The sequence below is a fragment of the Bradyrhizobium sp. USDA 3240 genome (assembly GCF_054063295.1).
On record NZ_JBSSGD010000002.1, the window covers coordinates 3,099,344 to 3,113,825 of the forward strand.

Below are 14,482 nucleotides of genomic sequence, written 5' to 3' on the forward strand. Positions count from 1 at the left end.
AATGGACGGCAGAACATATCGTGGCACTGCAATCGCAGGTGTGACGCGCCGCCGCCCGGGCTCCGCAACACGCTGTCGCAGCCGCCTCTCTGCCTGACAACGCCAAACGGCTGCGGATCGTTCGGCCAAGTTAACGTTATCCCGGCTTAAGCCGGGACACCCTGGCCGCAGACATGGACCTGCCGCCCCCCAGTTGCGATACTAACCTTCTGTTAAGGCTGTCGTCCTGCGGCCGCCGGCGCTCCGGCAGCTTAAGGAAGAAGCCAAACCATGCGGTCAAATCTTGCGTGATGAGTGACGCGGAATTCCAGATCCAGGCGCTCGGCGACGTGCGGCTGGCCGACCATGCGTCGGGCGCCTTGCCGGCATGGCTGTGGTCGGCCGACGGCGCACGGATTCTGTGGGCCAATCCGGTCGGCGCGCAGGTATTCGGTGCCGCCAATGGTGCCGAGCTGGCGAAGCGCGCCTTCGGCCCGGCCGATCCGCATCGGCGCCAGGTCGCGCGGCTCGGTCCCAGCCTCGACGCAGGCGGCGCAGTGCGGCTGGAGCGGCTGCGCGGCTTCGGCGCGGCGCCCGGCATGCTCGCGACCTGCGGCTGCAGGCGCATCGAGCTATCCGACGGCAGCCACGGCATCCTGATGACCGCGCTCAATGCGTCTGGCCGCACCATGCCGCTCAACGAGCGCTTGCTGCGGCTGGTGCAGGGCTTGCCGCGTCCGGCGGCCGCCTTCAACGGCGACGGACTTTTGGTCGCAACCAACGAGGCAGCGCGTCCGCTGCCCGGCCTGCACGATCTCACCGAAGCCGGCCTCGATGCCGCGCGCGACGAAGCGCTGGCGCAGGGCCGCGCGGCGGCGAGCGTTGCGATCGGCCGCGTCGTGCTGCAGCGGATCGGCCACGGTGCCGACCGCGCGCTGATCGCACTGATCAAGCCGGCGGCGCATCTCGCCGCCAAACCGGCAGCGCCGATCGTGGTTGAGCCGGTTCGGCCGGGCACGGCTGCACCGGAAGCACCGGCAGCGGCAGCAGCGCCGCAACAGGCCGCGACAGTCGAGCAGCCACCAGCGCCTGCCGCTGTCGAACTGCCAACCGCGCATGAAGAAACCGCTACGCCGGTCAGCGAAGCGCCGGCCACCTTCACGCTGTTCGATGCGCTGGATCCGCCTGCGGAAGAACAAGCCGCAGCCGAGCCGATCGTGAGCGCGACTGAATCCGAACCTGCGGACGTTACTGCATCTCCCACGTCGGAAGAGACGCAGGTGGAGCGCGCGCCCATCGAGACCGTGGCATTCGATACCGCGCCGGACGAAACTCCCGCCGTCGAGGAGCCATTATCGGAAGCGCTCATCGAAGTGCCCGCTGAGGCGCAGGTCGAAGCGCCCACGCAGCCTGCTCCACCGCTCGAGTCGGCCGAGCAGGCGCATGCAGAGCAAGCACCGCTCGAGACCACGTCACTCGACACCACGCCAAACGAAACTGCCGCGGTCGAGGAGCCGCTATCGAAAGCGCTAATCGAGATGCCCGCTGCGGCACAGGTTGAAGAGCCCAAGCCGGAGCAAGCGCCCTCTCTCGAAGAAGCCGCACAAGTGCCCACTCCCGAAACATCGGCGCCACCGGCCGAGCCCGTGCCCTCGCCTTATGCGATCGCGGATACGCCACCTCCGTCGCCTGCCGCCGCGCGCGCGACGCTGGCCCCGGCGCCGCCGCCATCATGGCTCGACGAGCCGTTGCCGGTGCGGCGGCATCCGCTGCGCTTCATGTGGCAGATGGATCATGAGGCCCGTTTCTCGCTCGGCTCCGACGAATTCACCCGCCTGATCGGCCTGCACACCGCGGCAGGCTTCGGCCGTCTCTGGAGCGACATCGCCGAAAGCTTCGGCCTCGATCCCGAGGGCCGCGTCCTCAAGGCGTTCGCCAGCCGCGACACCTGGAGCGGCATCACGCTGCACTGGCCGGTCGACGGCGGCGGCCGGCTGCCGGTCGAATTGTCCGGCCTGCCGGTGTTCGATCGTTCCAGGAATTTCGCCGGCTACCGCGGCTTTGGTGTGTGTCGCGACCTCGACGGGCTTGCGCGACTCGCGGCTTTGCGCCGCTATGAGTTCTTCAGCGGCGCGATCGCGCCGCGATCGCTGTCGGCCGATGTCGCCCCGGCGCCGCGCACCGCCGCGCCGCCCGGGCCCGCCGCACCGCATGATGTTGCTCCGCCACCCGACCCGACCGCACCGCCACCCGAGGAATTGACCGAGCCGAGCGCAGCAGAGACTTCACACCAAGCCGATCCGGATCACGCCATGGAAACGCCGCAAGAAACGAAAGGAGGAACGCAGGAGGAAACGCACGACGTGCGCCACGACCCGCCGCAGAATGTGCTGCCGTTCCGTCTTGCCGGCGATACGCGGCCGCCGTCGTTGACGCCGGTCGAGAACAACGCCTTCAACGAGCTCGCCCGTCAATTGTCGGCGCGGCTCGAAAGCGAGGCCGGCCTCACCGCGACGACGAACGAGCGCGCCGCCACGGAGACGGTTGCCGAAGCGCCGCCCGCCAGCGAACCGGAGGCGGAGGCGCCGCAGCAGCAAGACGTGATCGCGCAGCTCGATACGCCAGCCGACGCGCCAAAGGCCGGTTGGCTCGCCGCGAGCGAACCTGCACCACGCGGAGAGTCCCGGCGCGACCGCGCGCTGCTCGATTTGCTGCCGGTCGGCATCCTGATCTACCGGCTCGACCGCATGCTCTATGCCAACCACACCTTCCTCGCCCGCATGGGCTATGACAGCCTGCACGCGCTGGAAGCCGCCGGCGGGCTCGACGCGCTCTATGTCGAGCCCGGCGTCTCGCAGGCAAGCAGCACGTCGGGCACCGGTACGCCGGTGACGATCTCCGCGAACCAGAACGCGGACGACGGCGCGCAGTCGGTGTCCGCCGAGGCACGGCTGCACACCATCACCTGGGACGACGATTCCGCGCTGGCGCTGATCTTCTCGCGCACGCTGGACGAAGACGCCGCGGTCGCGGCCGCGCTGTCCGATCCTGCTCCCGATCCGGAGCCTGTTGCTGCCCTGGAGCCGGTGCTTGCGCCGATACCACCGCAGGCCGGCCACGCCGACGCCGAGGAGCTCGGCGCGATCCTCGACACCGCGGCCGAAGGCATCATCATGTTCGATGCCGAGGGCAACATCCATTCCTGCAACCGCAGCGCCGAGGCGCTGTTCGGTTATGATGGCGACGAGTTTATCACGCACAATCTCGCCGACCTGTTCGCGCCGGAGAGCCAGCACGGCATCTTCGACTATCTCACCAGCGTGAAATCGGCCGGCGTCGCCAGCCTGCTCGACCACGGCCGCGAGACGCTCGGCCGCGTCCGCCAGGGCGGCATCATTCCGCTGTCGGTGACGATGGGCCGCACCCGCGCCGACGGACCGAATTTCTTCGCCGTGTTCCGCGATCTCTCCCAGACCAGAAAGAGCGAGGGCGAACTGCGCGAGGCGCGGCGGCTCACTGAGCGCGCCGCCAACGGCAAATCCGACATGCTGGCGCGGATCAGCCACGAGCTGCGCACGCCGCTCAACGCCATCATCGGCTTTGCCGAGGTGATGATATCAGAGCGGTTCGGCGCGCTCGGCAACGAGCGCTATGTCGAATATATGAAGGACATCCGTGCCTCCGGCGAGCGGGTGATCGCCATTGTCAACGACCTGCTCGATCTGTCGCGGATCGAGACCGGCAAGCTCGACCTCGCCTTCACCAGCCAGAACCTCAACGAGATGGTCGAGAGCTGCGTCGCCGTGATGCAGCCGCAGGCCAACCGCGAGCGCATCATCATCCGCACCTCGCTCGCGCACACGCTGCCGCCGGTGATCGCCGACGCCCGCGCACTGCGCCAGATCACGCTGAACCTGATCGGCAACTCGATCCATCTCGCCAATGCCGGCGGCCAGGTGATCGTCTCGACCGCGCTGTCGGATTTCGGCGAGGTGATGCTGCGCGTGCGCGACACCGGCCAGAGCCTCAACGACAACGAGGTCGCCGCCGCGCTGGAGCCGTTCCGCGCACCGACGCCTTCAGATCATGCCGGCTCCGGCGGCGTCAGCCTGTCGCTGACCAAAGCGTTGGTCGAAGCCAACCGCGCCAAATTCCAGATCCGCACCGGCGGCCGCACCGGCACGCTGATCGAGATCGTATTCTCGCATGCTGCGGCGAGGGCGTGAGCGGCGGCGTGCAGCTGGTGTTTTTAGCGTGCGTGTGATGTTTATCGTCTCCCGCCGGTAGCGTGAGGAACGCAATAGCGGAAGGGTTCCCTCTCCCCTTGTGGGAGAGGGTTAGGGAGAGGGGTGCCACGCGGCACGCTCTCTCCATTCAATCCAGCAACGCCACACGATCGAGATTGCGAAAGCGAGCCTCACCTCAATCATCTCGCTCGGGGCCACCCCTCTCCCCACCCTCTCCCACAAGGGGGGAGGGATCTTGGCCAGCGTGCCTACCTCACTGCGGGAATCTGTCGCGCTTAGCCCGCGCGGCACGGCATAAATCTTGCTGCAATTCCGATTGTTTGAAATTCATTATCTTGCGAACCCAGCCCGCTTTCCGGGCATCTGGAGCTGGCGGATGCGCTGCCTCGTCGTCGCCGACTTGCATTATTCATTGCCGCAGTTCGACTGGCTGCTGGCGGCCGCCCCGCAATTCGATCTCGTGATCTTCGCCGGAGACGCGCTCAACCTCGGCTCCGCGGTGGATTTCCGCGCCCAGATCGTCGTCGTCACGAAATACCTCGCGCGGCTCGCCGGCCTCACGCGCGTGATCTTCTGCTCGGGCAATCATGACCTCGACGAGCGCAACGCGGAAGGCGAGAAGGTCGCGCGATGGGTCGCCGCCGTCAGGGAATTCGGCGTCGCCTGCGACGGCGACAACCTGACGATCGGCGACACGCTGTTCACGGTGTGCCCGTGGTGGGACGGCCCGATGGTCAAGGCTCGGATCGACGACCAGCTGCGCAAGGCCGCCGCCATCCCGCACCGCCGCTGGGTCTGGGTGCATCACGCCCCGCCGGCGGATTCGCCGATCAGCTGGGGCGGCAAGCGCTTCTTCGGCGACGTCGAGCTGCTGCACTGGATCGAGCGCCACCGTCCGACGACGGTGATCTCGGGCCATGTGCACCAATCGCCGTTCATCCCGAACGGCTCGTGGTTCGACCGGATCGGGACCACCTGGGTGTTCAATACCGGGCTGCAGCCGGGCCGGCCGCCGGTCTACATCGTGCTCGATCTCACCCAGGAGAAAGCCTTCTGGCTCGCCGCTGGCGACGCGCAGATCGTCGATCTCAACGCGCCCCTGCATCGGCCGGCAGCGCCGCTCAGCGAGGCGCCGGACTGGCTCACATCCTTGGATCGGATTGCCGATCCGAGCCTGGCGCGACCTGCATCGGCGGTAGGTTGATCATGCTCTGCAGCACCTCGCTGACCATCGCCAGATGGGTGCCGTGATCGGCATATTGATGCATCAGATCGGCAAGATAGGTCGTGGCGACGTGCAGCCGTTGCGCCAATAGCTGCGCGATCAGCAGCGCCACCGCGGGCTGCTCGCGCAGGAACGACGCCGCATCGTCGAACTCGTACAGGACGCAGTCGGACGCCGCGCGCACCTTTGCGCTGTGCGGCCTGTCGAGCAGAACACTCATCTCGCCGAACACCGCGCCGGGCTCGTCGATCACCGCGACCACACTGTCGCCCTTCACGACCTCGACCTTGCCCTCGAGCAGCACGAACAGATGACCTGTCTGGCCGCCCTCCTCGATGAAATCCGTGCCGGCCGGCAGGCTGCGCCTGCTCCCGCCGGTGCAGTGATCAAGGATCGCCCGCATGCTGTTTCGCCTCCGTCTGCTGTCAGACTAGGCGGAGATGCGGCCGAGGTGAACGGGATTAGCCGGGCGGTCTGCCCAAATTGTCGGCATGCCGGCGAGGGATGAGCGTGCGTGCTGGGAGCGTCAAAGATGGTCTCACGTCACTCTCCTCCGCTTTCAGTTAGGGACGCACCGGCGGAGGGTTTCCCTCCCCCCTTGTGGGGGAGGGTTAGGGAGAGGGGTACCACACGGCACGCGCTCTCGATTTGCAGAACGGCGGGATCGAGATTGCGAGAGCGAGGCTTTCCTCGTTTATCGCACCCGGGGCACCCCTCTCCCCAACCCTCTCCCACAAGGGGAGAGGGAGCCTGAGAGATGTGCTCACCTCACAGGCGGGAGAGACGCGACGTCGTATCGCCCCTACTGCTTGATCTCCACCGTCTGGCGCTTGCCGGCGGCGATCGAGAACGGCTTTTCCGCCTTCTGGCCGTCGGCATAGGTGGCGACCGCGACGTAGTCGCCGGCGCTGAGCGCGACGTTATAGGTCGCATCATAGCTCACCGAGACGCGCTTGCGCTCGTCATTGATGTCGCGCTCGGCGCCGTAGATGTCGATCTCCTGGGCGCCGTCGGCCTTGATCCCGACCACGCCGGCGTTGAGGTTGACGGTAATCCGGGTCGGCGCGCCGGACTTCACCTCCGCGCGCGCCGTGCCCTTGGCCTCGCCGACCGTCACCATCACCTCGTAGCTGCCGCCGGGCAGATCGAACTTCGATTCGGCGTCGTATTCCTGCGCAACCTTCTCGCCCTCGTCACCATCGGCCTTCGCCGGCTGATGCACGGCGACCACGAGGTCCTTCTCGACCTTGGGGCCGCCCTCGGCATAGGTGGTGGTGACGATCAGCTTGCCGACGTCGAGGGTGAGTTGGACGTTGCTGGAGTCACCGGCGGCGACCGCGAACGGCTTGCTGGTCTTCGACTGCCCCTTGGTCAGGGTCAGCGTATAATTGCCCGCGGCGAGCACGAAGCGCGGCACCGCGTCGTACTCCTGCGCGACCAGCCTGCCGCCCTTGTCGGTGACCTGCCAGACTACGTCGTCGACCTTGGCAGCCCCGCCCGCAACCGAGCCCTCGCTGGTGACGTAGCCGGCATCGAGGATGACGTCGAGCGTCGTCGGCCTGCCGTTCTCGACCTTGAGCGGAAACTCGCGCTTGAGCTGGCGGTAGCTCACTTCCACGATGTAATCGCCGGGCGCGATGTTGTCGGCGAACGGCGCACCGTAGAAGGTGTTGACGTGCTCGCCCTTCTCGCCTCCGGCTCGCTTGTAGACGCCCCAGTTGACGTCCTCGTCGCTGATCGGATCGAGCCCTTCGGCAAGCCGCGCCACACCACGGAGATTCTTGCCGAGATAGGGATCGGCGGCCGCCGGCTTCGGCGGCGCCTCGCTCGCGACCTTGGTGCCTTGCGTCGCCGCCACCGCCTTGGTCAGTGCGCCGGTGAGGCTCGCGGCGTTGCCGGCATCGAGATAGACGCCGCCGGTCGCGCGCGCGATGCATTGCAGCTGGCTCTTCGCCGCGGGATCGGCGACGTCGAGGCCAATCACGTGCGCGGTGAAGCCGATGCCGGCCTTCTTCAGCTCGGCCGCGGCCGCGCACGGATCCGGCGCGCAGGTCTCGATCCCGTCGGAGACCAGGATCACGTTGGCCTTGTTCTCGGTCGAGTGCAGCGCCTCGGCGGCAGCACGCAGCGAATCCGAGATCGGCGTCTTGCCCTTCGGGTTGATGCCGTCGATCGCGGCCTTGATCCTCGCCGGATCGAACTTGCTGATCGGCACCATCAGCTCGATGTCCTTGCAGTCACCCTTCGAGCGATGGCCATAGACCATCACGCCGAGACGATCCGCAGGATTCCATTTCGACAGGATCGCATCGACCGCCTGTCGCGCAGCGGAGATCTTGCTCCGCCCGTCGACCAGGCCCCACATCGAGCCGGATGCATCGAGCACGAGGATGGTGTCGGTCCCCTGCCCTTGCGCCTGCGCCTGGGCGCCATGAAGTGACAGCAACGCCAGGCCAAGCGACAGCAGGCCGGCAACGAACGAGCGGCAAAAAACCTTAATCACGGATCGATCCTCGATGATGGAGACAATCGGAGGGCAAAGACGGCTGCGACGGCGCGGCAGATCGTGAGACCATTCGCACCTTGCCACAGCCGCGCCTTCCTTCGATCCCGATTTTGTTTTTTGTTGGCCGGATTTCCGGTGCGATACAATTGCGACGCGCACGCGACGAAACGCCAAAATGTCTTTGATTGGCGTCACTTGCGTTCGAACCTTTGGACTATTGCGACAGGCGTTTGGACTGACGCGACACGCCAATCGCGATTAAATTGCTTCCAGAGTTGCGCGCATCGCGATGGACGGCGTGAGCATCATCACGGATGACGCTGCTTTGCACGCTGCCGTGCACTACTCCCACATGTCCGGCGCGACGCGCCCGGCGAAGCCGCAATCGATGACCCGATCCTGCCGATCACGGTCGACGATCAGTCGGAGCAGGTCCGGGCGCGAATAGTGGCCGCCGATATCGCACAGCGCCTTTGCCGCGAGAACAACCTCCCGCGATCCGTCGGCGATCAGGATGGTCTCGCCTTGCGCAGGCCCCGCGATGACCTCGCCGCGTGGATCGATGATCACGCTGTCGCCGCTGTACTCGATCGTCGACAGCTCGCGATAGCGTTCGGGCGTCGCCTCGTGCGACCGCATGCCGCCCACGGCGATGACGTAGCAACCCGCCTGGGACGCGAACGCGCGTGACAGCAAAAGCTGTCGCGGCCACAGCGGCGTGGGAGACGGCGGCGCCACGGCGGGCTCTCGTCCCGGCCACGCGGCGACATGGATCTGCGTTCCCTGCGCGGCCAGCGCATAGCCGGGCAACATGGTGTTGTGCTCCCAGCAATTGAGCCCGCTGATCCTGCCATAGGACCGCTCATGAACGCGCAGGCCGACCGCGTCGCCATCGGCCCACACCGAACGCTCGTTGAAGGTCGGCTTGAGCTTGCGGTGACGGCCGAGAATCCGCCCCTCGCGGCCAATGAACAGAAGCGTACAGTAGACCGTGCCCTTCGTTGTCGCGTCGCGTTCGGCAACGCCGATCACGACATCGATCCCGGCGCCCTCTGCCGCATCGCAGAGCCGGTCGGTGGCGGGCGACGGAATCTCGACGGCGCTATCGAGATATTCCGCCATGGCGCGAAAGGTGCTTGGCCCGGTCGGTGCATGGCAGAAGAACGGATAGCCCGGCAGCCAGGTCTCGCCGAACGCGGCGATCGTTGCCCCCATGGCGCCAGCCTCGCGGATCAGGCGACAGGCCTTCTCCACCGACGCCTCGCGATCGAACGGCACCGCGGCGGCCTGGATCGCCGCGAGCCTGAAATGTGCATCGATTGCCATCGCCGGGTGCCGCTTCACGCGACGCCCTTGCGGACAGCATCGAGCGCGCCCGCAAGCAGCTCGAGCGCCTTGACGCGCCGTCGCCGTGCAAGGCGTTCTTCGCCGACCTTGCGTTCATGCTCGCCGGCGATGAAGGCCTGAATGTCGGGCAGCAGACGAATGACGCCGCGGCTGCCCCACTGGCCATCCGGTATCTCGGTCGGAAACACCCAGACCTGCGGCGCCACGTCCTCGTACGAACCGCCGGCGGCGCGTACCACGGCATCGGTCACGTCCTTCACCAAAGCCGCGCGTGAGGCTTCGGTGTACTGCCCCTCGGGCACCGTCGGGACGATGCGATAGCGCGGCGACGGCGACGGCTCGCCCGCCACGTAGACCGCGGCCGGCCGATGCAGGAACACGACGGTGACGCCTTGCGCCACCTTGTTGGCCGGGTCGAATCCCTCGTGACCGATCAGGATATCGCCGAGCTCCTTGATGAGCCGCGCTTCCGCTGCAGGCTTCAGGGCTCCTTCGGGAATTGTGACGTCGATCATCGGCATTGAGAGACCTCCTGTTGTTGCCGGCATGAGGTCTATGCGCGGGGTGCTTCCGGCAGCAGTGGCAGTATCGCCATTCTCAAGGTAAATTCGGACACGGCCTCGTCAGCCGGCAGTCGCCGTGCGCGCGGGGACACGCGCAAACCGGCGCTGGTATTCGCGGGGCGAAAGCCCGGTCTCGCGCTTGAACAGGCGGCGAAAGGTCGACAAGTCGTTGTAGCCGACCCGCGCACTGACCGCCTCGAGCTTCAGCCGCCTGGATTCGATCAGGCGCTTGGCCACGTCGACGCGCAGCGCCTGCAGATATTGCAGCGGGGCCTCGCCGACCGCGAGCTTGAAGCGGCGATTCAACGTGCGCTCGCTGACCGAAAGGTCGCGGGCTAGCCTGGCGAGGCTGAAGCCCCGTTGCAGCGACTTCTCCATCAGGCTCTGCGCTTGCGCCACCAGCGCATCGGAATGCTGGGTGTCGTGGGTGCGGCTGGCATAGGACGCCTGCGAGACGCGATTGCCGTCGATCAGCATCAGCTTGCCGGTCTCCGCGGCCAGATCGGCGCCGGCGAACTTCTCGACCAGCCGAAGCGCAAGATTGAGCGAGGTGGTCACCGCGCCCGAGCAGACGATCCGGTTCTGCTCGGTGAGGATCTCGGCGACGCGTAGATCCACCGCCGGATAGCGCATCGCAAATGTCCGTCCCTTCGCCCAATGGGTGGTCGCAACCCGGCCGTCGAGCAGGCCGGCTTCGGCGAGGATGAAACTGCCCGTGCAATAGGATGCGAGCAGGGTGCCGCGCTCATGTTGCCGCCGCAGCGCGGCGAGCAACGGCTCGACCGTATCGAGCCGGGCGAAGAAGCGCTCGATATCGCCGACGAACGGCCCGGGGATTACCACCGCATCCGCCGAAGACCGCGCGCTGATCGCTCCATCGACGTCGATGATCTGGCCGGACGCGGTCTGCACCGGCCGGCCGTCGAGTGACTCGACGCGCCAGCGCAACTGGGACGGCTTGCCGTTGTGGCGCTGCGGCTGCTTCGCCGCCACCGAATTGGCGGCGGTGAACACGTCGACAATGCCCGCAACGCCCGAAGCGAGAATCCCGTCATAAACCCAAATCCGGATAAGTGGCATGGCCGTGTCCGATCTCGCACAATATGAGGCAATCCTGCCATTACACCCGAGGCCAGGCAAGCGGCCGGCAGCGGCCACCGTTAGGGCCGCGCTATGTGACTGCCCGACGCGTAACTCATGTCGCGAGAATGCGATGCTCCGTCCCCACTCACCTGTCATCGCCCGGCTCGATGTTCAGCCCGGGGACATGACCGACGGGTGTTCGGAGACATAGCCGACACATCATAGTGCAGGGATTTGGCAAAGTGGGAGGCCAAGTCCATGCCATGGCGTGAGGTGTCGGTGATGGATCAACGGCGCGAGTTTGTACGGCTTGCGATGCAGGAGGGCGCGAACCGACGCGAGCTCTGCCGTCGGTTCAACATTCATCCCGACACGGCTTACAAGTGGCTCGCACGATGGCAGGCGGATCAGTCCGTCGCGGACCGATCGCGCCGGCCGCATTCGAGCCCAGGACGAACCGATTGCAAGCTCGAAGAGCGCATTTTGTCAGTACGCGATGCTCATCCGGCGTGGGGAGCTCGCAAGATCGCTCGCTGTCTGGAACGGGAAGGCTATCATGCGCCGGCAGTTTCGACGGTCCATGAGATCTTGCGTCGAGCTGGCCGCATCAAGCCTCCGCTCGGCGGCGCAGTGGCAAGCCAGCGTTTCGAGATGCCGGCCCCCAATCTGTTGTGGCAGATGGACTTCAAAGGCTGGATTCGGCTCGGCAATGACGCTCAATGCCATCCTCTGACAGTGGTCGCTCGCGCTATGATCTGTGCCTGCAGGCCTGCGCCGATCAACGCACCGATACGGTGCGTAGTCGCCTGGAGAAGACCTTTCGTCATTACGGTCTGCCGGAGGCCTTCTTCGTCGACAATGGCTCACCGTGGGGCGACCCTTCTGGCGAGCGATGGACGCGGTTCTCGGTCTGGCTGCTCAAGCTCGGCATCGCGGTCATCCACAGTCGCCCCTATCACCCGCAAAGCCGTGGCAAGAACGAACGGTTCCATCGCACGCTCGCCGCTGAGGTCTTCGCGCTGCGGCAGTTCCGTGATCTCGCGGAGACACAGCGCGCCTTTGACGCCTGGCGGGAGGTCTACAACTTCGAACGGCCGCATGAGGCGCTTGGACAGCAGGTGCCGGCCAGTCGATACCGGCCGAGCCAGCGGGCCATGCCCGATCGCTTGCCGGAGGTCGAATATGACAGCCACGAGATCGTGCGCCACGTCTCCACGACCAAGGCCTACATCAGCTTCAAGGGATGCCTTTGGAAGGTCCCGCAAGCCTTCCGCGGTGAGCGCCTTGCCATTCGTCCCTCGTCAAACAACGCGCAATACGGTGTCTTCTTCGCCGCCCACCAGGTCGCTATCATTGATTTGGCGAGCGGAAAAAGTGTCGGCTATGTCTCCGAACACCCGTCGGTCATGTCCCCGGGCTGAACACTCGACCGGGCGATCCAGTACGCCGCGGCCTCTCGGCTCAATCGCTAGCGTCTCTGGAATACTGGATCGCCCGGCCAAGCCGGGTGACGACACCGAGGTCAGGTGCGCAACGATGGTGCGTCGTATCGCGCGCGATCGATCCTCATCGTCGTCCCGGCGCAGGCCGGGACCCATAACCACCGATGCGAATTGTTATGCGCGATTGCGACGACGAGTCCCGCCTTCAACATCTGCCGCGGCGTATGGGTCCCTGTGTCTTGGAAGTCTGTCATGATGGGGTGGGCGGGAAGCCGTTGGGTCCTTGGCGCTTGACGCCGTGAGCCGGCTCGGTCTCCCGCCCGTTCCATCTAAACCTGAACAGTTGCACGAGGCTGCGCCAACAGACCTCGCATCACAGGGACAGGCACCGTGATCATAGCTCTTCGTTACGTCGGAATCGACATCTCCAAAAAACACCTCGATATCTTTGATGAGGCTGACGGCGTGCCGAGGCGCATTGCCAACGCGACACAGGCCATCACACAGCAGGTGGCGCGTTGGCAATGCGATGCGCTGGTCGTCTTCGAGGCGACGGGTATCTATGACCTCGCGCTTCGCGAGGCGCTACGTCAGGCCGGGATCCAGTTCGCACGGATCAACCCGGCCCGTGCCCGCGACTTTGCACGGGCTAGCGGCCTGCTCGCCAAGACCGATCCGATCGATGCGCGGATGCTGGCAGCCTTTGCGCGGGCCATGCAGCCCGCCCCCGAGCAGGTCGCCGATCCTGCACGCAACGCCTTGGCGAGGCTTGCAAAACGGCGGGATCAGCTGGTCCTGATGCGCGCCCAGGAGAAGAACCGGCGCAGCGAGGCCGACGATCGCGCCATGGCCGAACGCATTGGCCGCCTCATCGAGGTCCTCGACAGCGAGATCGCCGAGATCGAGGCCGACATCAGCGCATTGATTAAAGCCGAAGCGGAGATCGCGGACGATGCGAAGTTAATGCGTTCGCTGCCCGGCGTGGGTCCCGTGGCCTGCATGCAGCTCATCGCGCAGATGCCGGAACTCGGGCGGATCGGACCGAAACAACTCGCAGCGCTCGCTGGCCTTGCCCCCTTCAACGTCGACAGCGGCGCCTTCCGCGGCAAGCGCAAGATTGCGGGCGGCCGAAAGCGCGTTCGTGACGCCCTTTATATGGCGGCCCTCAACGCAGTCCGCAGAGCTGATCCGTTCAAGGCCTTCTATGCACGACTGCGACAGGCCGGAAAACCAGCCAAACTCGCCCTCATCGCCGTCGCCAGGAAGCTGCTGACGGTCCTCAATGCCATCATGCGAGACCGAAAGCCGTACCTGCAAACCAAACCAACATAACAGTTGCCGGCTTTCGCCGGGACGACGATTGTGCATGTAGGCCGCGCCACACGCTCAGCGTCGTCCTGGCTTTCGCCAGGACGACCGCGTGGTACGTACCCCTCGCCGCCGCCTCACATCCCCTGCGCAAATCGGCGAAAGCCCGGCGCGCCGGTCAGGGCTTCGAAGGCAGCATCGCGCTTCTCCTCGGCGAAGGCAAAGCCGGCCTTCGTGTAGCAGCGCTCGGCCGGGCCATTGCCGATCACGAACGAGATCGATGCCCGCGAATAGCCCGCAGCCTTGCCGTCGGCGAGCGCGCGGGCGATCAGGGCCTGCACCAGACCGCCGCCGCGATAGGATCCGAGGTTTGCGACGTGCTCGATCAGCCAGTCGCCCTCGCCGCCCTGAACCCAGCAATTGCGGGCATAGCCGCCGCGCGCGACGATGCCGTCGGCATCCACGCCGATCTCCGCCGCAACCTCCTCGATCGCCGCGCGTGCGGCGACCACCGTTCCGGATGCGGGCATGGCGCACAGCGCGGCGGCCGGCACGCCGTCGACCTCAGCGATCAGGAAATGGGCGACATGGTACCATGAGCGCACCCGCGCCACGGCGAGCCGCGCCATGAACGCCAGGCATTCCTCCTCCGGCCGGTCGAGCGCGATGTCGAACCAGCCGCGCGGCAGCGGGCCGCGCTGCGCGGCCAGCACGACGCGGGCGATGAAGCCGGCGTCGTCGGATCGTGCGGGACGGATCGAGGATCGTCCCGCACCAAGCAT

The 14,482-nt window shown here is 66.2% G+C and carries 9 protein-coding genes and 1 pseudogene; 4 read left to right on the top strand and 6 right to left on the bottom strand.

Features of this window, described 5'->3' with window-relative positions; translation table 11 throughout:
- Positions 1 to 290: 290 nt before the first annotated feature.
- Positions 291 to 4,205 (top strand): histidine kinase dimerization/phospho-acceptor domain-containing protein, encoded by a 3,915-nt coding sequence (locus ACVIGA_RS15525; RefSeq protein ID WP_456667045.1) that lies wholly within the window; start codon positions 291 to 293, stop codon positions 4,203 to 4,205.
- A 397-nt stretch (positions 4,206 to 4,602) separates the two neighbouring features.
- The gene (locus ACVIGA_RS15530) at positions 4,603 to 5,430 is read left to right on the top strand and encodes a metallophosphoesterase family protein (RefSeq protein WP_456667046.1); all 828 of its coding nucleotides are present in this window, start codon (positions 4,603 to 4,605) and stop codon (positions 5,428 to 5,430) included.
- Here ACVIGA_RS15530 and ACVIGA_RS15535 read toward each other — a convergent pair.
- From ACVIGA_RS15535 to ACVIGA_RS15555, 5 genes are all read right to left on the bottom strand, one after another.
- Complete coding sequence (locus tag ACVIGA_RS15535; protein WP_456667047.1) at positions 5,369 to 5,854, bottom strand: Crp/Fnr family transcriptional regulator; 486 nt, start codon at positions 5,852 to 5,854, stop codon at positions 5,369 to 5,371. The genes ACVIGA_RS15530 and ACVIGA_RS15535 overlap by 62 nt on opposite strands.
- Before the next feature lie 399 nt (positions 5,855 to 6,253).
- The gene (locus tag ACVIGA_RS15540; protein WP_456667048.1) at positions 6,254 to 7,954 is read right to left on the bottom strand and encodes a vWA domain-containing protein; all 1,701 of its coding nucleotides are present in this window, start codon (positions 7,952 to 7,954) and stop codon (positions 6,254 to 6,256) included.
- Positions 7,955 to 8,299: 345 nt separating this feature from the next.
- Positions 8,300 to 9,283 (bottom strand): carbon-nitrogen hydrolase family protein, encoded by a 984-nt coding sequence (locus tag ACVIGA_RS15545; protein WP_456667049.1) that lies wholly within the window; start codon positions 9,281 to 9,283, stop codon positions 8,300 to 8,302.
- A 14-nt stretch (positions 9,284 to 9,297) separates the two neighbouring features.
- Positions 9,298 to 9,825 (bottom strand): tautomerase family protein, encoded by a 528-nt coding sequence (locus ACVIGA_RS15550; RefSeq protein ID WP_456667050.1) that lies wholly within the window; start codon positions 9,823 to 9,825, stop codon positions 9,298 to 9,300.
- A gap of 102 nt (positions 9,826 to 9,927) precedes the next feature.
- Positions 9,928 to 10,947 (bottom strand): GlxA family transcriptional regulator, encoded by a 1,020-nt coding sequence (locus ACVIGA_RS15555; RefSeq protein WP_456667051.1) that lies wholly within the window; start codon positions 10,945 to 10,947, stop codon positions 9,928 to 9,930.
- A 261-nt stretch (positions 10,948 to 11,208) separates the two neighbouring features.
- Between ACVIGA_RS15555 and ACVIGA_RS15560 the strand changes: the two are divergent.
- Together ACVIGA_RS15560 and ACVIGA_RS15565 are read left to right on the top strand one after the other, a co-directional pair.
- Positions 11,209 to 12,371: pseudogene (locus ACVIGA_RS15560) on the top strand (IS481 family transposase).
- A 411-nt stretch (positions 12,372 to 12,782) separates the two neighbouring features.
- A complete protein-coding gene (locus ACVIGA_RS15565) occupies positions 12,783 to 13,724 on the top strand; it encodes an IS110 family transposase (RefSeq protein WP_456665701.1) in 942 nt (313 codons plus the stop codon).
- A gap of 113 nt (positions 13,725 to 13,837) precedes the next feature.
- Here ACVIGA_RS15565 and ACVIGA_RS15570 read toward each other — a convergent pair whose 3' ends face one another.
- Positions 13,838 to 14,482, bottom strand: coding sequence for a GNAT family N-acetyltransferase (locus tag ACVIGA_RS15570; protein WP_456667052.1), 645 nt, complete (start codon positions 14,480 to 14,482; stop codon positions 13,838 to 13,840).